Source organism: Bradyrhizobium sp. Pa8, assembly GCF_052588265.1.
In genome coordinates, this window is the sequence record NZ_CP176767.1 from 8,667,265 (window position 1) to 8,686,342 (window position 19,078).

A 19,078-nucleotide genomic window follows, 5' to 3' on the forward strand; every position below is an offset into this window, starting at 1 on the left:
CAGCTGACCTACCCTGGCTTGCGTCGTAGCCCCGCGACCAAACAAAGCCTCACGACCAGCGAGATCGCGGCAAGACCGCCCCAGACCATTCCCGCCTGTTCGAGATAAACATCCTGCGAGACCGGGTCGTAACAGCGGCCGAGCCCGTTGAAGCAGTCGCGCCAGCGCCAGTAGCGGGCCTCGAAGGCGAGCGCGAACAGCACGCCTGTTGCAATCAGGGCTGCGCCAAAAATCCCCCTTAGCCAGCGCAGAATCATGCAGCGTCAGCTCACCTGCGCTGCTTCTTCTTGGTGAACCGCACGCTCTGGCCATCGGGCATCCGGGTCGCCACGAAACCCGCGGCGAGGCACGCTTCGCGCTGCGGCATCTGGATATCGGGGCTGCGCAGGCTGTCCCACCATGAGGCACGGTTCGCCGCGCGCGGCAGGGCCGCGCCGATGATCTCCTCGATCTGCTCGAAGCTCAGCACGAATTCCATTTGCTTCTGCCGCGTCAGGTAATCCCGCAGCGCGTCGTAATCGTTCACAATCGTCCTCTCGTCCTAGCTCCGCTGCCCAAAAGCGATCCCTGCGGAAACCAATTCTTAACTCATTGCGGCAGCGCCGTCCCGGCTTAAACACTACGCAAGATTTCGGGCGCATCCACTAGTGTCGGGAGCAATCGATGCAGTCTGGATGGCGCGACGTCACGACCCGCCGGCCGTGGCGGATTTCGGCGAAGCTGCTGATCATATCGTCCGTCGTGACGGTGATCGGCTTTTCCGCCATTTGCGTCAACGTCATGCTGGACATGCGCCGCGGCGAGGAGGCCCTCGCGCGCCAGACGCTGGACAATCTGGCTCCATCGAAGCAGATATCAGCCGCAACATCGAGATCTACGATCTTTCCCTGAAGGCGGTGGCCAGCAACATGCTGCTGCCGGAGATCAACGCGGTCTCGAAGCCGATCCGTCACCTGATCCTGTTCGATCACGCCACCACGGCGAGGCACTTCGGCGCCATCCAGGTGTTCGATGCCGAGGGCAGGCTGACCATCGACGCCTCCACGCTCGATCCCTTGCCGGAGAACCGGAGCGAGGAGGACTACTTCAGGGTTCATCGCGACGATCCCAACGCCGGCCTCTTCATCAGCCGTCCGATGCTGTTCCGCGGCGCCTATTCCATCGTGCTGAGCCGGCGCATCAGCGATACCGACGGCGGCTTCTTGGGGGTCGTCACCGGCTCGATCCGTTTCAGCTATTTCCACGAATTGTTCGAGCGCTTGAACCTCGATCCCGATGACACCATCACCGTGCTGACGCGCGATCGCACCATCATGATGCGGCGGCCGTTCGATCTCGACGTCATCGGCAAGAATCTCGGGACGCAGCAGCGCTGGAAGGCCGACAATCTCAAGGCCGGCGGGTCCTATGCGGGCCAGGGCCCGGTGGACGCGACGCCGCGCCTCTACGTCCGCAGCACCGGCCCGGGTCCGCTCTTCGTGGTGGCAGGCAAGCCGCTCGCCGCCGTGTTCGAGCTCTGGCAGAAGGAAGCCTACCGCATCGGCGCCGTGGTCCTGGCGCTCATCCTGTTCATGCTGGCCTCGACGCTGGTGCTCGCCCGCGAGATCAGCCGGCGCGCCGAAGCCGAGCGCAAGCTCGAGGAGATGGCGACGACGGATGCGCTTACCGGCCTGAAGAACCGCCGCAAGTTCGACCAGGTCATCGACGTCGAATGGCGCCGCGCGATGCGCCAGAAGACGCCGGTCGCGCTGCTGATGATCGATGCCGATCACTTCAAGGCCTACAACGACACGTTCGGCCATCAGGCCGGCGACCAGGTGCTGGTCGGCATCGCCATCTGCATTTCCGATTCGGTGCGGCGGTCCGGCGACTGCGCCGCGCGCTATGGCGGCGAGGAATTCGCGGTGCTGCTGCCGAACACCTCGGCCGCCGAGGCCTTCAATGTCGCCGAGACGATCCGCGGCAAGGTGCAGGGCTGGTCCGACGACCAGGCGACGTCGACGGTCTCCTGCGGCATTGCGGGCTTGGTTCCTACCACCGGCATGGACTGGCCGATCCTGGTCGCCGCCGCCGACAAGGCGCTCTATGCGGCGAAAGCCGGCGGCCGCAACCAGTCCGTGGTCGCGAGCCTTCCGAAGCTGTCGCTGGTGGCTTGAGGGGGCCCCTCCGTCATTGCGAGCGAGGCGAAGCAATCCAGACTGTCTCCGCGGAGGCAGCCTGGATGGCTTCGTCGCTTCGCTCCTCGCAATGACGAGTGGAGCGCTACTGCCCCAGATACTTCTTCATCTCCGCAATCAGCCCATCACGCAGTTCCGGCCGCTTCAGGCCGTAGGCGATGTTGGCGCGGAGGAAGCCGGGCTTGGAGCCGCAATCATGGCGCTCGCCCTCGAACTCGACGCCGTAGAATTTCTGCGACTTGGCGAGGCCGATCATGGCGTCGGTGAGCTGGATCTCGCCGCCGGCGCCGCGCTCCTGGGTCTCCAGGATCTTGAAGATCTCCGGCTGGAGGATATAGCGGCCGGTGATGGAGAGGTTGGAGGGCGCGGTGCCCTTGGCCGGCTTCTCGACCATGCCGTCGACCTCGAACATCTTGCCGGTGCGCTTGCCGACGCCGCAGATGCCGTATTGATGGGTGAGATGGTCGGGCACAGCCTCGACCGCGATGACGTTGGATTTTTCGCCGAGCGTCGAAGCCGTCTCGATCATCTGCTTCAGGCAGCCGGTCGTGTTGAGCACGAGCTCATCGGGCAGCACGACCGCGAACGGCTCGTTGCCGACGATGTCGCGCGCGCACCAGACCGCGTGGCCGAGGCCGAGCGGCGCCTGCTGGCGGGTGAAGCTGACGGCGCCGGCCTCCGGCTGGTTCTGCGCCAGGATGTCCTGCTCGGCCTTCTTGCCGCGCGCGGCGAGCGTCGCGTCGAGCTCGAACATCTTGTCGAAATGATCTTCGATGACGTTTTTGTTGCGGCCGGTGACGAAGATGAAATGCTCGATGCCGGCTTCCCTCGCCTCGTCATAGACGTACTGGATCAGCGGCTTGTCGACGATGGTCAGCATTTCCTTCGGCATCGCCTTGGTGGCGGGCAGGACGCGGGTGCCGAGGCCGGCGACGGGGAATACGGCTTTGCGAATTTTCATGGGACAGATCGAATACCTGAGGACGTGAAGGGAGCAATGGTATCTTGCTAGCTTGTTTGCAGCCGCTAACAAAGGCGGATGTGGGGCCTCGCGCTCACAGAGTTGAGAAAAAGGCCGACACCAAAATTTCACCTTTGTTAAGCTATTGGCAACCGGTACCGGGCCTCCTGAAGGCGGATTTTCGGCCGGACAGGTAGGGTATGATGCAATCAGTGGCAGGGCTGGCAAAACGTGCTGGATTTGTGACCGGCGCAATGATGCTTGCGACCGCTGTGCTGCTGCCTGTCAGCGCGCACGCCCAGGCGCAGAACGGCTTGTCGAACCTGTTCGGCGGTATTTTCTCCGGCCCGAATCCGGCGCCCTCGCAAGCCGCGCCCGGCCCCGGCGGCGCCTTGCCCTGGACCGGCGAGGACGGCGCCTCCGGCCACCCGCTGATGACGGCCGCCGCGATCCGCGAAGCCGCCTCCAACTTCAACAATTGCGTGGCGGGGATGTGGCCCGATGCCGCACGGCGCAACATCACGCAGGAGAATTTCCAGCGCTTCACGGCCGGACTGTCGCCCGATCTGCGCATCATGGATCTGATGGATTCGCAGCCGGAGTTCACAAAGTCGATCTGGGATTATCTCGACATCCTCGTGAACGACAACCGCCTCGCCAAGGGCCGCGAGGTGCTCGCCAAATACAAGGCGCAGTTCGACGCCACCGAAAAGGCCACCGGCGTCGACCGCTACATCATCGCCTCGATCTGGGGCATCGAGTCCAATTACTCGACGCAGATGGGCGACCGCAGCGTGCTGCAGTCGACCGCGACACTCGCCTGCATCGGCCGCCGCCAGGCCTATTTCAAGGACGAGTTTCTCTCCGCGCTGGAGATCCTCAACCGCGGCGATCTCAGGCCTGAGCAGATGCGCGGCTCCTGGGCCGGTGCCTTCGGCCCGACCCAGTTCATGCCGACCGCGTTCAAGCGCTTTGCCGTGGATGGCGATGGCGACGGACGGCGCGACGTCGTCGACAATCCCACCGATCTGATCGCCTCGACCGCCAACAATCTGAAGAAGGACGGCTGGCAGGCCGGCCAGACCTGGGGCTACGAGGTCGTGGTGCCCCAGGGCTTCAACTACATGCTGGCCGATCGTGCCAAGGCGATGACGATCCCGCAGTGGGAGAAGCTCGGGCTCAAGCGCCCGGCCAACCAGCCCTTCCCGCATCCGGCCGAGAAAGCCTATCTGCTGGCGCCCGCCGGGGCGCAGGGCCCGGGCTTCCTGATGCTGCAGAATTACCGCGTCATCATGAAGTACAACCCGGCCGAGGCTTATGCGCTGGCGATCGGGCATTTCGCCGACCGCCTGCGCGGCGGCCAGCCCTTCGTGCAGCCCTGGCCACGGCAGGAGCGCGAGCTGTCCCGCACCGAGCGGCTGGAACTCCAGCAGCTCCTGGCCCAGCGCGGCTTCTACAAGGGCACTCCGGACGGCCAGTTCGGCGGCCAGACCCGGGAGGCCTTACGCAACTTCCAGGCCTCGATCGGGGTGCCCGCCGACGGGTTTGCCTCCTCCGACGTGCTGGACCGGCTGCGCGGGCGGTAAAATCGCCGCCGCTCAGGATGCTCAGGTGTCGACGTAGTTCACGACGTCGGAGAGTTCGAACCTGGCCCCCGGGGCCGACATGTCCTTCACCGCGGGCCGCCAGTTCGGGACCTGGACGAGATAGGACTGGCTGTCCGCGACCACGAGACCGATCAGGACCTCGGCGACGATGCGGCCGCCGACGTCGCCCAACCGGCTGCCGCCGAGCTTCGCCGTACGCTTCTTCTTGTCGTCATCCTCGAACAGGGTCTTGACCTGATCGGTCAGCTCGGCCTCGCGCAAGATGTAGTACCAGAGCGGCGCATTCTCATGCAGCTGCGCGAAATTTGCCTTGAACATCTCGCGGCGTGCCTTCACGGCGGCCTCGTCCGTCAGGTTTCCCTCGTCGATCCAGAGCTGTTCGTCGGTCAGCGGCGTCAAACCCATGCGCCGCGCCACCGCCTGCCCGCTGGGCAAGCCCAGCGCTATACCGCGCTGGAGATTCAAGCTTGGCAGAGACCTGCGATCGGGCCTTTCATTGCGCAGATCAGGCAAACTAGCCAGCGGGTCGACAAGCATCGAGTCGATCCGATAGGCCGGCTGCGGCCGGATGAAAGCTCCGAACGGGAGCTCCTTCGTTGGTTTCGGCAGATCGCTTTTCACGTCGGGCAGGAAGAAGCTCCAGTCGATGCCCCATTCCGGCGGCAACGGACGGAAGCCGTTCAGGCTCTGAACATCGTCACAGCTGAAGTCCGGCTTGAAGATCGGCAGCCGATCCAGCGAATTCGTTTTCTGATGCGGTATCGCCGCGCTCAGCGAATAGCTCGGCCGGACCATCGAGTGACCGAACCGATAGGCCGCGACCGAGAATTCGACGGGCATGAACGGATAGCGCGCGGTTTCCGGCTTGTAGAACCGGATGTCCGGCTTGCCGCCATGGTAGACGGCGTCGAACATCTTGTCCCCGACGATGCGCCGCACGAAGTCGTGCAACACGACCCACTGATAATGCCAACGCACAATGCGCTGCGCCGTGTTGAAAGCCGCAAGGCCGGTGATCCCCGGGCGCTCATTTCCCTTCGCAGTCGAGGGCTTGGCAAGATCGAGCATGATCTTGTTGTGAAATCGCTGCCATAGCGCATGGATCTGTACGACGATGTTGTTCTCGTCGTTGCGCTTGTCGCCGATGATGGCTCGGGGACAATCCTGATGCGCATCGTCGACTTCGCCGCTCTCGTCGCGCGGCGCGCGCTGCACATCGAAACGCTTCTTGCCCTTCAGGTAGGCCGGCGTCTTGTCGAAGCCCAGCTTGATGGTGAGGTCCGGATTGTAGAGATAAGGCTGATCCGCCGGTCCGCGGCCGTAAATGGAATCGAGATCGAGCCGTGCCGTACGGAAATCCTCGGTTGCGTTGGGATCATTGTCACGATCGAGATCGGAGGCGGGATCGAACGTGATGTCGTGGTCGATGAACTGGCCGAAATAGGTATAGCCTGCCTTGATCGCCGGATTCTCGTCCACCGGCTCGGCCTCGTCGATCGGAGCGCCGAGATCGCCGGTCTTGATCATGGTGGCGGCGATCGCCTTCATGACCTCCTGCTCCTGAGGCAGAGTATCGCCGAAACGGGCACGGGCGAGTTCGGGGAACATGCGGCCGAACCGACCAAAACCTTCCGGATGGTAGGCCACCGCATCCAGACCGCGCTCGGCTCGTCCATGGCCTTGCGGCCGCTTCGCTTTGGCCCGCTCCGCTTGCTTGTCGAGCAACTTCTCCGCTTGCGCACGCGACTTTGTAATGTCCTGCATGGCTGAGACTCCACCAATTGACGTTGCTGAGATGGAATATTTGCAATTACAGGAGGATTTTATATCAAAAATATCACTCAGGTTGTCGGATGGATCACAGTTGGGGTGGATCACACCGCGCCGCCCCGGGGCTTCCGGCCGGTGGCCGGTAACCGTTCCCATCGACTTCGCACGGATCGGGCCTTGACCGCCGGCCCCATCGCGCGATTTATGGCGATGGAATTTGCCCGTTTGCGGCCTGATTCCGGTATTATATGGGCCTGTTCCAGACCCCGTTGCGCTGGCGCGAGATCGCATGTCGAAGCCGAAGTCCCTGTTCAAGGCGCTGACCGAGACCGGCCCGTTGATCGCGCTGGGGACGGCGCTTGCGATCCTGGTCTCCGTCGCAGGACCCGCCTCGGCGCAGTTCTTCAACTTCCCCGGCTTCGGCGGCCCGCCGCAGCGGCAGGCCCCGCCACCGCGGAACGGTGGAGGCGGCGGCTGGTTCGGCGGCGATTTCTTTACGCCGTTCCAGCAGCAACAACCCCAGGCGCCGCGCCAGGATTTTTCGCGCGCGCCGGCACCTAGCAAGCGCGACACGACGCCCGACAAGAACGTGCTGGTGATCGGCGACGCCATGGCCGACTGGCTCGCCTACGGCCTCGAAGACGCCTACACCGAGCAGCCCGACATGGGCGTGATCCGCAAGCACAAGACCACGTCCGGGCTGATCAAGTACCAGCCGAAGGGTGAGCCCGCGGACTGGGCGGCGGCAGCGAAGGGCATCCTCGAGACCGAGAAGCCTGATGTGATCGTCGTCATGCTCGGCCTCAACGACCGCATCTCGATCCGCGAGGCCGCGCCCGACAAGGCGACGGAAAAGGACAAGAAGAACGACAAGGGCGCGCGCGCCAAGTCGCAAGGAAAGCCAGGCGACAAGTCCGGCGACGCCAAACCTGATTCCGCCGCCAAGCCGGACGACAAGCCCGCCGACGCCGACCTGCCGCAGGACGACGCCGACAACGCCGACACGCCGGCGGTCGCAGCGCCGGAGAAGACCGCGCGCAACCCGAATGGCCTCTACGAATTCCGCGACGAGCGCTGGGTCGAGCTCTACGGCAAGAAGATCGAGGAGCTGGCCAACGTCCTCAAGTCCAAGGGCGTGCCGGTGCTCTGGGTCGGCCTGCCCGCGATCCGCGGCCCCAAGGGCACGGCGGACATGCTGTTCCTGGATTCGCTCTATCGCGAAGGCGCGGCCAAGGCCGGCATCACCTATGTCGATGTCTGGGATGGCTTTGTCGACGAGGCCGGCCGCTTCCTCCAGAAGGGCCCGGACTTCGAGGGCCAGATCCGCCAGCTCCGCAGCTACGACGGCGTCTATTTCACGAAACCCGGCGCACGCAAGCTCGCCCACTATGTCGAGCGCGAGATCACGCGCCTGCTCGCCGGACGCTCCGGCCCGATTGCGCTGCCGAGCGAGCCTGCGACCCCCGACACCAGTGCCGAGCCCGGCAAGCCCGCGCCGCGGCCGCTGGCGGGACCGATCGTGCCGCTGGTAGCGGCCTCGATCTCGACCGATCAATTGCTGGGCGGACCGGGTTCGCGTCCCGCCGCCGTCGATGCGCTTGCCGCGAAGACGATGGTGAAGGGTGAGCCACTGGCCGCGCCCGCCGGCCGTGCCGATGATTATGCCTGGCCGCGCCGCGAAGTCGGCCGCGAGCAGGCCAAGGGCGATACGCCGATGGCTGCGACGACGCCGGATGGTGGTGCTGCAGCGCCCGGTACGCCAAGCGCTGCCGCCGCGATCGCGCCGCCCAGACTCGCGCCGAAGAAGCCGCCGGTGCAGCAGCCGCAGCAGCCGGCCCAGGCATCGCCGTCATTCCGCGATTTCTTCGGCTTCGGCTCTCCGCAGCCACCGCCGCGTCAATTCGCGCCGGCGCCGCGTAATCCGAATCCCGCGATCCCGCGCCCGCCTGGTAACGTCGGGCGATCGGCGGAGATGTTCCGGTAAGCGAAGGTCTCGTGTCCCGGACGCGTCGCAGCACCTCCTGGTGATGCGACGCAGAACCGGGACCTAGCCACTCACGAATTTCACAAAAGAATGGGCCCCGGCTCTGCAAAGCGGCGTTGCCGGACGACGCTACGCATCGCCCAGGCCGCATTGCGTCCGGGGCACCATGGATAGAGCGTTGCTTTAGCCGTAATAGCGCCAGCGCGGCGGCGGGCGACGCGCGGGACGCGACATCAGAAGCGCGAGCGCGAAGCCGATCCCGCCGGCGATCAGCAGCGCACCGAGCGGATTGTCCTGCACCTTCTTGGCAATCGCCTGCGAACCGTCGCGCAAGGTCTCGGCCGGCTTGTCGTAGGCATCCTTGGCGTAGCCGGCCGCAGTCTCGCCGGCGTCGCGCACGGCGTCCTTGGCCTGGCCGTAGAGATTCTGCACGGTGCCGGCGGCTTCCCGCGCCTTGCCTGACGCCTGTGTCTGTGCGTCGCCAGCGAGATCACCGACGGCGCCTTCTGCGCGCCCAGCGAATTCCTTGGCCGATCCGACGATCCGATCCTTGTCCATGTTGCTCCTCCTCGGGGGTCAGCCCAAGTAACCGATCAGGAGCAGCGCAGTTCCAAGCTTCTGCGAAAGTGTGTAGGCCGGATTACGCTCCCGCCTGCACTCTTCGAGCTACGGCGGGCCAGTCGCTCCATCCGGGCTACAGGATGAGGCCGCCATCGACGACCAGCGTCTGGCCAATGATGTAGGACGACAGCGGCGAGGCCAGGAACAGCGCCGCGCCCGCCATGTCAGCCGGCGTGCCCAATCGCCGCAGCGGAATGCGCGACAACGCGCCTTCGAGCCGCTTGGGATTGTCCGTGGTCACCTTCGTCATCTTGGTGTCGACGAGGCCGGGCGCGATGCCGTTGACGCGGATGCCATCCTCGGCCCAGGCCTCGCCCAGCGTCCGCGTCAATCCGACTGCGCCGGTCTTCGAGGCGTTGTAGGCGGGATTGCCCATGGTGGAATGATAGGCTGCGGTCGAGGACACCATGATCAGCGCGCCCTTGCTATCGCGCAGCATGGAGTGAAACCGCGTGGCGCAGGCCATCAGGCTCATCAGATTGACCTCGACGACCTTGCGGAAGCCGGCCATCTCGAACTCGCCGCGGCGATAGAGCACCGCGCCCTGCGCGAGCACGAGCACATCGAGACGATCGAAGGACGGCTTGAACGCCTCCACCGCGCCGGTGTTGCCGACGTCGAGCTGCGCATAGGAAAGACCCGTGAGATCGGAGCCTTCTTGTGCCGAATATTCCGCAGGATGAGCACGCGTGCCGCAGACTGCAACTTGCGCGCCCCTGGCGCGAAAGGCTTGCGCGATGCCGTTGCCGATGCCGCTGGAACCGCCGACCACCAGCACCTGCTTGCCTGAGAAATCCAGCTCGTTCGCCATCGCGGCCTCCCCTTTATTTTGCTTGTTTGACCTGTCTGCTGATCGATGCCAGCCTTGTCGATCTCATAACAAGAAACAAGAGACGCGAGGAAACGGCATGTCCGAATTCAAGGAGCTCAGCCGGTCGGTGAAGGGCCTGACCGTTCTCGTCACGGGTGCTGCGAGCGGCATGGGGCGCGCGACAGCGCGCGTGTTCGCCGCTGAAGGCGCAAACGTCGCCGTCACCGACTTCGACGAGCAGGGCGCGCTGTCCGTTGCCAAGGAGATTGCCGCGAACGCCGGATCCGCGCAGGCGTGGAAGCTCGATGTCGCCGATGGCGGCGAGATCAAGCGCGTGGTTGGCGATGTCGCGGCGCATTTCGGCGGGCTCGACATCATCGTCAACAATGCCGGCATCTCCGTGCGCGTCGCGATCGATGATGAGGCTTACGAAGACGCCTGGGCCAAGGGCATCGCGGTGATGCTGACGGCGCATCCGCGCATCATCCGTGCCGCGCTGCCGCACCTGCGCAGGTCGAAGAGCCCGCGCATCGTCAACATCGCCTCGACCGAGGCGCTCGGCGCCACCGCATTGCACAGCCCCTATTCGGCGGCGAAGGGCGGCGTGGCGAGCCTCACACGCTCGCTCGCCGTCGAGCTGGGGCGCGAGGGCATCACCGTCAACTGCATCTGCCCGGGCCCGATCCGCACCGCCATCACCGACCGCATCTCCGAAGAGCACAAGACCATCTACGCCAAGCGCCGCACTGCGCTCGGCCGTTACGGCGACCCCGAGGAGGTCGCGCATATGACGCTGAGCCTGTGCCTGCCGGCGGCGTCTTTCCTCACCGGCGCGGTGATCCCTGTCGACGGCGGCCTGATGGCGCGCAACGCGTGAGAGCCATAACGCTTGAGAGATATGCACGCCGAGCGTTGACAACGCCGGTCGCGGGAGTAGCTTTTTCACCGGCAGAGCGGGACCAACCGCTCGCTGTTCGCGGGAGAAACACCATGACGATCGCCATCCGGCAGCTTCAAAAACATTTTGTCGGCGAGGTTTCCGGCCTGGACCTGCGAAAGCCTCTGACCGAGGCCGAAGCGCGCGAGGTCGAGGCTGCCATGGACAAATATGCGGTGCTGGTCTTCCACGACCAGGACATCACCGACGAGCAGCAGATGGCCTTCGCGCTGAATTTCGGCCAGCGCGAGGACGCGCGCGGCGGCACCGTGACCAAGGAGAAGGACTACCGGCTCCAATCGGGCCTCAACGACGTCTCCAATCTCGGCAAGGATGGCAAGCCGCTGGCAAAGGACAGCCGCGCGCATCTGTTCAATCTCGGCAACTGCCTGTGGCATTCCGACAGCTCGTTTCGCCCGATCCCCGCAAAATTCTCGCTGCTGTCGGCGCGCGTGGTGAACCCGAAGGGCGGCAATACCGAATTCGCCGACATGCGCGCGGCCTATGACGCGCTCGATGACGACACCAAGGCGGAGATCGAGGATCTCGTCTGCGAGCACTCGCTGATGTATTCGCGCGGATCGCTCGGCTTCACCGAGTACACCGACGACGAAAAGCAGATGTTCAAGCCGGTGCTGCAACGCCTGGTGCGCACCCATCCGGTGCATCGCCGCAAGTCGCTCTATCTCTCATCGCATGCCGGCAAGATCGTCAGCATGAGCGTCCCCGAGGGCCGGCTGCTGCTGCGCGATCTGAACGAGCATGCGACGCAAGGCGAGTTCGTCTACGTCCACAAATGGACGCTGCATGATCTCGTGATGTGGGACAACCGCCAGACCATGCATCGCGTCCGCCGCTACGACCAGTCCCAGCCCCGCGACATGCGTCGCGCGACGGTGGCGGGGACAGAGCCGACGGTACAGCAGCAGGCGGCGGAATAGGCGGCACGCCCGCTGGACGTGGTCATCGCCCGGCTTGACCGGGCGATCCAGTACTCCGAGACGGTTGTGATGGAATCGATAGGCCGCGGCGTACTGGATGCCCCGGTCAAGCCGGGGCACGACAGCGGAGGGTGGCGCAGGACACCGCACACCGTCGCAAGCTGCTACACAGCTACGCGTGTCCCGCCTCGTTGGAGAGCATGCCGGGATCGATGCCGATCTTGCGCAGCGCCCGGCCGTATTTCTCGTCGACGTCGTCGCCGAAGATCAAATCCGAATCCGCATCGCAATGCAGCCAGCCATTGCTCTGGATCTCGGTCTCGAGCTGGCCCGGTGCCCAGCCGGCATAGCCGAGCGCGAGGATGGCGTGCTTCGGGCCGGAGCCGTTGGCGATCGCCCGCAGGATGTCGACGGTCGCGGTGAGGCAGACGCCGTCGTCGATCCGGAGCGTCGCGTTCTCGATGTAGAAATCGCTGGAATGCAGCACGAAGCCGCGGCCGGTATCGACCGGGCCGCCGCGCAGCACCTTCATGCTTTCGGCGTTCTCCGGCAGCTTGATGTGCTCGCCCTTCTTGATGATGCCGAGCTGCTGCAACAGCTCGGGGAAGTCGATGCTGCCGGCGGGATGATTGACGATGATGCCCATCGCGCCCTCGGCGGAATGCGCACAAAGATAAATCACCGAGCGCTCGAAGCGCTCATCACCCATCACGGGCATCGCGATCAGGAGCCGGCCGTCGAGATAACCGGCCGAGCTGGGGAGCGCGGGAGCCGCGCTGCGGGTGCTTTCGCCCGTCCTTTTGCCTGTGGGAGCCATCGGTGAAGCACTCCGGTTTCAATTCCTATCCTGATGTCGGGCCGGGCCGCTGTCAAATCAAGGCTTGCCTGGACTTGATTCAGGTGCATCCATCACAAGCAATTCAATGGTTTGCCCAGGGGCGACCCTGTAAAGACGTGCCATGCTGACAAGAGTTCCCCTGCATGCGGCGATTGGCGTCGCAACAACCCTGCTTGCGTCGTTGGTGACGCTTGCAGCCCGCGCCGACGACGCTTCGCCCTGGCAGCGCGACGGCCATTCCGCAGTGCGATTGCTGGCGGGATCGCGCAGCGGCGCCGTCCTGCTCGGCGGTATCGCCTTCCAGCTCCAGCAGGGATGGAAGACCTACTGGCGCATCCCCGGCGATTCCGGCGTTCCGCCGCGGTTCGATTTCTCGAAATCGGACAATGTCGAAGCGGTGACGGTGATGTGGCCGGCGCCGCTGAAATTCGATGACGGCGCGGGCGGGCATTCGATCGGCTATCACGGCCAGATCGTGCTGCCTCTGCGCATCGTGCCCAAGGCGCCCGACAAGCCGGTGACGCTGCGCGCCGAGATCAACTACGCCGTGTGCGAGAAGCTCTGCATTCCCGTCGAGGCCAATGTCGAGCTCGGCTTCAACAACGTCGCCTCGACCGAGGACGCCAATCTGCGTGCCGCGCTCGACACCGTGCCGAAGCCTGCCACGATCGGTGATCCCAATCCGCTGACCATCCGCGACGTGAAACGTGACGGGCCCAAGAATGTCGTGGTCGACGTGGTCGTGCCCGATAGCCGCGGTGTCAATTTGTTCGTGGAAGGGCCGACGCCCGATTGGGCGTTGCCGATCCCGGCGCCGGTCGAACGCAGCCCACCCGGCGTACAACGATTTTCCTTCGAGCTCGACGGACTGCCGCCGGGCGCCAAGCCCGACGGAGCGGCGCTGAAGTTCACGCTCGTCGCGCCTGAGAAATCGTACGAGTTCAATACGAGTCTGGACTAGCTGTGGCTCCGGCGACATTGACTGAGTTGCGCTGCTGGCGCCTAACCTTCAGTTATCGTCCCGGAAAAGCGCAGCGCAGATCCGCACCCCATAACCACAGGGAAGGGTTTGGCGAAGACTCGGAGTTACCAGCTCGCCCCGCAACTTCTCCCTGGGGTTATGAGTCCCCGCTTTCGCGGGGTCGACAGCGAGGGTGGAGCGGCAGCATGCCTCACCCAACCGAATCTTAACGAATGGTTGCTAATCCCCGAGGGCTACCGCATCAGGCCTGCCGCAGCATGCGGGGCGCCTGATACGGACGCCCTGGGGATCTCGAATTGGCCGTGATGGATGCAGAACCCGCAACGACCGGACCTGCCGGCCTCATCGCGCGGCTGCGCGCGAAGCTGACGGGCGGGTCGAACGAAGCGTCGCTGACGCGGCGGTTGGCCGGCACCATCTTCATCATCCGGGTGATCAGCGCGGGCCTCGCCTATTTCTCGCAGGTTCTGCTCGCGCGCTGGATGGGGACGTCCGACTACGGCATCTATGTCTATGTCTGGACCTGGGTGCTGCTGCTCGGCAGCATGATGGACTTCGGCATCTCGGCCTCCGCGCAAAAGATCATTCCCGAATATCGCACCAGCGGCGAACATGCGCTGCTGCGCGGCTTTCTCTCCGGCAGCCGCTGGCTGACCTTTGCCGCGTCCACGCTCGTGTCGCTGGGGCTCGCCGGTATCGTCAAGCTGCTCTCGCCCTGGATCGATCCGGCCGAGGTGCTGCCGCTCTATATCGGCTGCATGACGCTGCCCGCCTTCGTCGTCGCCAACACCCAGGACGGCATCGCGCGCTCGCATGACTGGATGCAGCTCGGCCTGATGCCGCAGTTCATCATCCGCCAGGCGCTGATCATCGGCATCACGGCCGCTGCCTTCCTGCTCGGCTATCACCTCGGCGCGGTCGCCGCGATGGTCGCGAGCGCCGGCGCGGTGTGGATCGCGATGACCGGGCAGATGGTGGTGCTGAACCGCAAGCTCGCCGATCACATCGAGCCCGGCCCCAAGACCTACGACATCAGCGGCTGGCTCGCCGTCTCGCTGCCGATCCTGCTGGTCGAGAGCTTTTACCTGCTGCTGTCCTATACCGACGTGCTGGTGCTTCAGCAGTTCCGCCCGTCGGACGAGGTCGGTGTCTATTTCGCGGTGGTGAAGACGCTCGCCCTGGTCTCGTTCATCCACTACGCGATGTCGGCGACCACGGCGCATCGCTTCGCCGAGTACAACGCGCTCGGCGACAAGGCGCGCCTGTCGGCCTATGTCGCGCATGCCATCAACTGGACGTTCTGGCCGTCGCTGGCAGCGACCATCGTGCTGCTTGCGCTTGGCAAGCCGCTGCTCTGGCTGTTCGGCCCGCAATTCACGGTCGGCTACGACATCATGTTCGTCGCCGCGATCGGCCTCGTGGTGCGCGCCGCGATTGGACCGGTCGAGCGCCTGCTCAACATGCTCGGCCAGCAGAAGATCTGCGCGCTGGCCTACGCGCTGGCCTTCGTGATGAACCTCGTGCTCTGCATCGCGCTGGTGCCACGCTTCGGCGGTCACGGCGCCGCGGCCGCGACCTCGATCTCGCTGACATTCGAGACAGTGCTGCTGTTTTGGATCGTGCGCCAGCGGCTCGGCCTGCACGTGCTGGCGTTTGGCAAATAGGCGCTGCCACCCCGGTTGCCGGCCTGGAGAATGGCTGTTTCGCGCCTTGCGCGGCGGCGAGTGAAACCCCCTACCCGTCCGCCGTCCGCAGCAAGATTTTTCTTATTCAGCCCAAGCGGTTGCGCTTCAGGGAAATTTTATTCTACGTCGTATTGCTCAACCGACGAGATAAACCTAAGATTCCCCAGACATGATTGATCCGCTCTATGTCGCCTCCGGATTTGGCGTCGGCCTGCTGGTCGGGATGACCGGCGTAGGTGGCGGCTCGCTGATGACGCCGCTGCTGATCCTGCTGTTCGGCATCCACCCCTCCACCGCCGTCGGCACCGACCTGCTCTATGCCGCTGCCACCAAGACCGGCGGCAGCGTGGTGCATGGCTGGTCGCGGAGCGTGCACTGGCCCGCCGTGCTGCGGCTCGCCTGCGGCAGCATCCCGGCGAGCGCGCTGACGTTGCTCGTGCTGTGGAAGCTCGACCTCAAGAGCGATTCCGAGCGCAGCCTGGTCAATCTGGTGCTGTGCTTTGCACTGCTGCTGACCGCGACCTCGCTGATCTTCCGCAAGGCCCTCATGGAGCGCTATCGGAAGCGCCTCGAGCAGGTCAATGAGCGCACCACCGCGATCGCGACCGTCGTCACCGGCATCGTGCTCGGCGTGCTGGTGTCGATCTCGTCGGTCGGTGCCGGCGCGGTCGGTGTCACCGTGCTGCTGCTGCTCTACCCGCGCCTGCCGATGGCGACCATCGTCGGCTCGGACATCGCGCATGCGGTGCCGCTGACGCTGGTCGCGGGCATCGGACATTGGGCGCTTGGCGATGTGGATTGGGCCCTGATGGGCGTGCTGCTGTTGGGCTCGTTGCCCGGCATCATCGTCGGCAGCCTCAGTGCGACGCGCGTCCCCGAGACGGTGCTGCGCCTGACGCTTGCCTGCGTGCTGTTCGTGGTCGCCGGCAAGATCATGTTCGCGGAGCTGAACCTGTCATCCGCGATCGTGACGGCGCTGGCCTGGACGCATTAGGCCCAAGGACCGGGTCCCACTCTCACTGTCATCGCCGGGCTTGACCGGGCGATCCAGTATTCCAGAGACAGCTGTGATTGAGCCGAGACGCCGCGGCGTACTGGATGCCCCGCTTTCGCGGGGCATGACACCAGTCGTTATTCCGCCGTCCAGCCGCCGTCGATCGACAGGTTGGTGCCGGTGATCTGCGCGGCATCGTCGCCGCACAGGAACAGCGCGAGCGCTGCGACCTGCTCGGAGGTGACGAACTCCTTGGTCGGCTGCGCGTCGAGCAGCACGTCGTTGATGACCTGCTCGCGCGTGAGGCTGCGGGCCTTCATCGTGTCGGGGATCTGCTTCTCCACCAGCGGCGTCCAGACATAACCGGGGCTGATGCAGTTGCAGGTGATCTTGTGGGTCGCGACCTCGAGCGCCACGGTCTTGGTCAGTCCGGCGATGCCGTGCTTGGCCGACACATAGGCGGACTTGAAGGGCGAGGCGACCAGCGAGTGCGCCGACGCCGTGTTGATGATACGGCCCCAGCCCTTCTTCTTCATGCCGGGCACCGCCGCGCGGATGGCATGGAAGGCCGAGGACAGGTTGATCGCGATGATCTGGTCCCACTTCTCGACCGGGAATTCCTCGATCGGCGAGACGAACTGGATGCCGGCATTGTTGACGAGGATGTCGACGGAGCCGAACGACTTCTCGCCGAGTTCGATCATCCCGGCGATCTCGGCGGGCTTGGTCATGTCGGCCGACGAATACACCGCCTTCACGCCGAAGTCGGACTCGATCTTGGCGCGCTCCTTCTCGATGTCTTCCGGCGAGCCGAAGCCGTTGATGACGACATTGGCGCCGGCGGCGGCGAAGGCGCGCGCATAGGCGAGCCCGATGCCGCTGGTCGAACCGGTCACGACGGCGTTCTTGCCTGACAGACTACCCATATTATTCGCTCCTTTTTGGCGGGGGCGCGGTGACGTCCCCGGTGAGATCGTAGGTCACCATGGTCTCGCCGGACTGCGGCCGCTCGAGCCAGTCCTTATGGCGCATCGACAGATGCACGTCGCGCACGCCGGCTTCCCAATGCTCGACCATGGCGACATGCGAGAAGTCGTAATCCTTCGACGAGGATTCGTAGTTCTTGCTGCGATAGATCAGGTGCACCACGGTGACGGTGCTTTCGCGCGACACCTTCGCGAGGAATTCGACGGACGGGTCGTTCTTCAGATAGTCCGGCAGTTTGCCGATCAGGTCGCGTACGGCCCTGCGGGCGTTGTGGATCTGCTTGTTCTTGTCGGTGTTCATCCGCGTACGGCTGGAGAAGCGGATGTCCTTCTCGCGCTCGGTCGCCTCGAGCAGCGAATTCGGCAGATCGCCGCGGGCGCTGAACAGATCGACCTGGAAAATCAGCATGTCGCGAGCGAGCTCGGCATCGAGCACGTAGTCGAGCGGCGTGTTGGAGGCGATGCCGCCGTCCCAGTAGTGCTCGCCTTCGATCACGACGGACGGAAAGCCCGGCGGCAGCGCACCGGAGGCCATGATGTGCTCGGGGCCGATGGTCTTGCCGAGCTTCTTGAACTCGTAATTGTCGAAATATTTGAAGTTGCCCGAGGTGACGCCGACGGCGCCGACCGACAGGCGCGTCTTCAGATCGTTGATGCGGTCGAAATCGACCAGGCGCTCCAGCGTCTTCTTCAGCGGCGCGGTGTCGTAATAGCTCTCGGCCTGCTTGCTGCCGGGCGGCCAGAGCGGCGCGGGCGGAATGCGCGGCGTGAAGAAACCGGGTACGCCGAAGGTCGCGATCAATGCGGCACTGGTCGAATTGAACAGCTCGCGGCTGTGATCGCTCTTGCCGATCGGCTTCCACGGCACCGGCGCCGACACCATCTCCCAGAATTCCTTGAGCCGCGTGATGCGGGTGTGTCCCTCATTGCCGGCGATGATGGCGGCGTTGACCGCGCCGATCGAGATGCCGGCGACCCATTCCGGCTCGAAGTCGAAATGGCACAGCGCCTGGTAGGCGCCGGCCTGATAGGAGCCGAGCGCGCCGCCGCCCTGGAGGACCAGGACGCGTTGCGCCTTCGCGGGGACTGTTGCGACTTCCGGGCTATGATCGGTCATCTGGGAACAATAGCAAAAGGCAAGCCACCGTGGCGACAGTCCACCGCGGCGTCAATGCATCCCGGGATCAAGTCTGGCTTATCGGGGGTCCGTCGAGGCCAGGATCATGGTCCAGAACACCTTGTATTTGGTGCCGGGAGCATAGCCCGCCGCGATGCCCAGTTTTGTGACACCGCTCTTGAGCATGTTGGCGCGGTGCGGAGGCGAGTCGCGCCAGCCGGAAAACGCTTCCGCCAGCGTATGATAGCCGGCCGAGACGTTCTCGACCGCCACCGTCGCCGGATAGCCGCCCGCGCTGAGGCGCTTGGCCAGCGGGGCGCGGACGTCATGGTCCATCTTGTTGGCCGCGGCCATGGCCTGGGACTGGGATTCGGCGAGCCGCATCAGTTCGGGGTCGACCAAGACGGTGCCGAGCCCGTTGTTCTGGCGGTATTGCGAGATCATGATCGCTGCCGCCGGCGCGTCGAGCTTGGAGCCCGGGACCGACATGTCGGTATACATGGACGGCTGCTGGACCGGTGCTTCACTGCCGGCGCAGCCGGCGAGAAGCAAAGCAATTGATATCGCGGCCGCAGCGCGCATGTTCAGGGGCCCCCAAATGACGGGCCGTTGTTGCATACCAACCGTGGCTGAAAGGTGAATATTGAGGAAGATTTGAGCTTTTGGC

At 64.7% G+C, this 19,078-nt stretch carries 17 protein-coding genes and 1 pseudogene; 8 read left to right on the forward strand and 10 right to left on the reverse strand.

The features are described from left to right. Positions 1–8: 8 nt before the first annotated feature. Positions 9–257, reverse strand: coding sequence for a hypothetical protein (locus tag ACKWRH_RS41120; protein ID WP_445218204.1), 249 nt, complete (start codon positions 255–257; stop codon positions 9–11). Between the two features lie 11 nt (positions 258–268). Continuing rightward, complete coding sequence (locus ACKWRH_RS41125; RefSeq protein ID WP_282520037.1) at positions 269–526, reverse strand: DUF7662 domain-containing protein; 258 nt, start codon at positions 524–526, stop codon at positions 269–271. 137 nt (positions 527–663) lie between these two features. Between ACKWRH_RS41125 and ACKWRH_RS41130 the strand changes: the two are divergent. Continuing rightward, positions 664–2,156, forward strand: a pseudogene (locus tag ACKWRH_RS41130) (sensor domain-containing diguanylate cyclase). 106 nt (positions 2,157–2,262) lie between these two features. Here ACKWRH_RS41130 and galU read toward each other — a convergent pair. Next, complete coding sequence (galU, locus tag ACKWRH_RS41135) at positions 2,263–3,138, reverse strand: UTP--glucose-1-phosphate uridylyltransferase GalU (RefSeq protein WP_014498169.1); 876 nt, start codon at positions 3,136–3,138, stop codon at positions 2,263–2,265. A gap of 254 nt (positions 3,139–3,392) precedes the next feature. Between galU and ACKWRH_RS41140 the strand changes: the two genes are divergently transcribed. Continuing rightward, positions 3,393–4,724, forward strand: a complete 1,332-nt coding sequence (locus ACKWRH_RS41140) for a lytic murein transglycosylase (RefSeq protein ID WP_445218205.1) — start codon at positions 3,393–3,395, stop codon at positions 4,722–4,724. Positions 4,725–4,745: 21 nt separating this feature from the next. On the opposite strand, the gene ACKWRH_RS41145 is transcribed toward ACKWRH_RS41140, so the two are convergent. Next, a complete protein-coding gene (locus ACKWRH_RS41145; RefSeq protein WP_445218206.1) occupies positions 4,746–6,509 on the reverse strand; it encodes a peroxidase family protein in 1,764 nt (587 codons plus the stop codon). A gap of 295 nt (positions 6,510–6,804) precedes the next feature. Between ACKWRH_RS41145 and ACKWRH_RS41150 the strand changes: the two genes are divergently transcribed. After that, positions 6,805–8,499 (forward strand): DUF459 domain-containing protein, encoded by a 1,695-nt coding sequence (locus ACKWRH_RS41150; protein ID WP_445218207.1) that lies wholly within the window; start codon positions 6,805–6,807, stop codon positions 8,497–8,499. Between the two features lie 183 nt (positions 8,500–8,682). Here ACKWRH_RS41150 and ACKWRH_RS41155 read toward each other — a convergent pair whose 3' ends face one another. Both ACKWRH_RS41155 and ACKWRH_RS41160 read right to left on the reverse strand, forming a co-directional pair. Further along, positions 8,683–9,057: a CsbD family protein gene (locus ACKWRH_RS41155; RefSeq protein WP_063981006.1), complete on the reverse strand. Its 375-nt coding sequence runs from the start codon at positions 9,055–9,057 to the stop codon at positions 8,683–8,685. A 136-nt stretch (positions 9,058–9,193) separates the two neighbouring features. Then, on the reverse strand, positions 9,194–9,931 hold the full coding sequence (locus tag ACKWRH_RS41160) for an SDR family NAD(P)-dependent oxidoreductase (RefSeq protein WP_441497685.1): 738 nt from the start codon (positions 9,929–9,931) through the stop codon (positions 9,194–9,196). A gap of 97 nt (positions 9,932–10,028) precedes the next feature. Between ACKWRH_RS41160 and ACKWRH_RS41165 the strand changes: the two genes are divergently transcribed. Both ACKWRH_RS41165 and ACKWRH_RS41170 read left to right on the forward strand, forming a co-directional pair. Then, entirely contained in the window at positions 10,029–10,808 is a 780-nt protein-coding gene (locus tag ACKWRH_RS41165) for an SDR family NAD(P)-dependent oxidoreductase (RefSeq protein WP_445218208.1), read from the forward strand. 113 nt (positions 10,809–10,921) lie between these two features. Beyond that, positions 10,922–11,809, forward strand: a complete 888-nt coding sequence (locus ACKWRH_RS41170) for a TauD/TfdA dioxygenase family protein (RefSeq protein WP_445218209.1) — start codon at positions 10,922–10,924, stop codon at positions 11,807–11,809. A 172-nt stretch (positions 11,810–11,981) separates the two neighbouring features. Here ACKWRH_RS41170 and ACKWRH_RS41175 read toward each other — a convergent pair whose 3' ends face one another. After that, positions 11,982–12,626: a YqgE/AlgH family protein gene (locus ACKWRH_RS41175; protein WP_014498176.1), complete on the reverse strand. Its 645-nt coding sequence runs from the start codon at positions 12,624–12,626 to the stop codon at positions 11,982–11,984. Positions 12,627–12,768: 142 nt separating this feature from the next. On the opposite strand from ACKWRH_RS41175, the gene ACKWRH_RS41180 reads away from it, so the two are divergent. The 3 genes from ACKWRH_RS41180 (at position 12,769) to ACKWRH_RS41190 (ending at position 16,308) form a co-directional block, all read left to right on the forward strand. Next, complete coding sequence (locus tag ACKWRH_RS41180; RefSeq protein ID WP_445218210.1) at positions 12,769–13,608, forward strand: protein-disulfide reductase DsbD domain-containing protein; 840 nt, start codon at positions 12,769–12,771, stop codon at positions 13,606–13,608. A gap of 317 nt (positions 13,609–13,925) precedes the next feature. After that, complete coding sequence (locus ACKWRH_RS41185) at positions 13,926–15,293, forward strand: flippase (RefSeq protein WP_445218211.1); 1,368 nt, start codon at positions 13,926–13,928, stop codon at positions 15,291–15,293. Positions 15,294–15,483: 190 nt separating this feature from the next. Further along, positions 15,484–16,308: a sulfite exporter TauE/SafE family protein gene (locus tag ACKWRH_RS41190; RefSeq protein ID WP_445218212.1), complete on the forward strand. Its 825-nt coding sequence runs from the start codon at positions 15,484–15,486 to the stop codon at positions 16,306–16,308. 137 nt (positions 16,309–16,445) lie between these two features. Here ACKWRH_RS41190 and ACKWRH_RS41195 read toward each other — a convergent pair whose 3' ends face one another. The 3 genes from ACKWRH_RS41195 to ACKWRH_RS41205 all read right to left on the reverse strand — a co-directional run bounded on the left by ACKWRH_RS41195 (position 16,446) and on the right by ACKWRH_RS41205 (position 18,993). Next, a complete protein-coding gene (locus tag ACKWRH_RS41195) occupies positions 16,446–17,234 on the reverse strand; it encodes a 3-hydroxybutyrate dehydrogenase (protein ID WP_445218213.1) in 789 nt (262 codons plus the stop codon). Position 17,235: 1 nt separating this feature from the next. After that, positions 17,236–18,411, reverse strand: coding sequence for a DUF3734 domain-containing protein (locus ACKWRH_RS41200; RefSeq protein ID WP_445218214.1), 1,176 nt, complete (start codon positions 18,409–18,411; stop codon positions 17,236–17,238). Between the two features lie 78 nt (positions 18,412–18,489). Then, positions 18,490–18,993, reverse strand: a complete 504-nt coding sequence (locus ACKWRH_RS41205; RefSeq protein ID WP_445218215.1) for a CAP domain-containing protein — start codon at positions 18,991–18,993, stop codon at positions 18,490–18,492. Between the last annotated feature and the right edge of the window lie 85 nt (positions 18,994–19,078).

What these genes read in the sequence shown, in the direction of transcription:
- ACKWRH_RS41120 (WP_445218204.1), bottom strand. Translation starts at nt 257, where the DNA reads ATGATTCTGCGCTGGCTAAGGGGGATTTTTGGCGCAGCCCTGATTGCA.
- galU (WP_014498169.1), bottom strand. Translation starts at nt 3,138, where the DNA reads ATGAAAATTCGCAAAGCCGTATTCCCCGTCGCCGGCCTCGGCACCCGC.
- ACKWRH_RS41140 (WP_445218205.1), top strand. Translation starts at nt 3,393, where the DNA reads ATGATGCTTGCGACCGCTGTGCTGCTGCCTGTCAGCGCGCACGCCCAG.
- ACKWRH_RS41145 (WP_445218206.1), bottom strand. Translation starts at nt 6,509, where the DNA reads ATGCAGGACATTACAAAGTCGCGTGCGCAAGCGGAGAAGTTGCTCGAC.
- ACKWRH_RS41150 (WP_445218207.1), top strand. Translation starts at nt 6,805, where the DNA reads ATGTCGAAGCCGAAGTCCCTGTTCAAGGCGCTGACCGAGACCGGCCCG.
- ACKWRH_RS41155 (WP_063981006.1), bottom strand. Translation starts at nt 9,057, where the DNA reads ATGGACAAGGATCGGATCGTCGGATCGGCCAAGGAATTCGCTGGGCGC.
- ACKWRH_RS41160 (WP_441497685.1), bottom strand. Translation starts at nt 9,931, where the DNA reads ATGGCGAACGAGCTGGATTTCTCAGGCAAGCAGGTGCTGGTGGTCGGC.
- ACKWRH_RS41165 (WP_445218208.1), top strand. Translation starts at nt 10,029, where the DNA reads ATGTCCGAATTCAAGGAGCTCAGCCGGTCGGTGAAGGGCCTGACCGTT.
- ACKWRH_RS41170 (WP_445218209.1), top strand. Translation starts at nt 10,922, where the DNA reads ATGACGATCGCCATCCGGCAGCTTCAAAAACATTTTGTCGGCGAGGTT.
- ACKWRH_RS41175 (WP_014498176.1), bottom strand. Translation starts at nt 12,626, where the DNA reads ATGGCTCCCACAGGCAAAAGGACGGGCGAAAGCACCCGCAGCGCGGCT.
- ACKWRH_RS41180 (WP_445218210.1), top strand. Translation starts at nt 12,769, where the DNA reads ATGCTGACAAGAGTTCCCCTGCATGCGGCGATTGGCGTCGCAACAACC.
- ACKWRH_RS41190 (WP_445218212.1), top strand. Translation starts at nt 15,484, where the DNA reads ATGATTGATCCGCTCTATGTCGCCTCCGGATTTGGCGTCGGCCTGCTG.
- ACKWRH_RS41195 (WP_445218213.1), bottom strand. Translation starts at nt 17,234, where the DNA reads ATGGGTAGTCTGTCAGGCAAGAACGCCGTCGTGACCGGTTCGACCAGC.
- ACKWRH_RS41200 (WP_445218214.1), bottom strand. Translation starts at nt 18,411, where the DNA reads ATGACCGATCATAGCCCGGAAGTCGCAACAGTCCCCGCGAAGGCGCAA.
- ACKWRH_RS41205 (WP_445218215.1), bottom strand. Translation starts at nt 18,993, where the DNA reads ATGCGCGCTGCGGCCGCGATATCAATTGCTTTGCTTCTCGCCGGCTGC.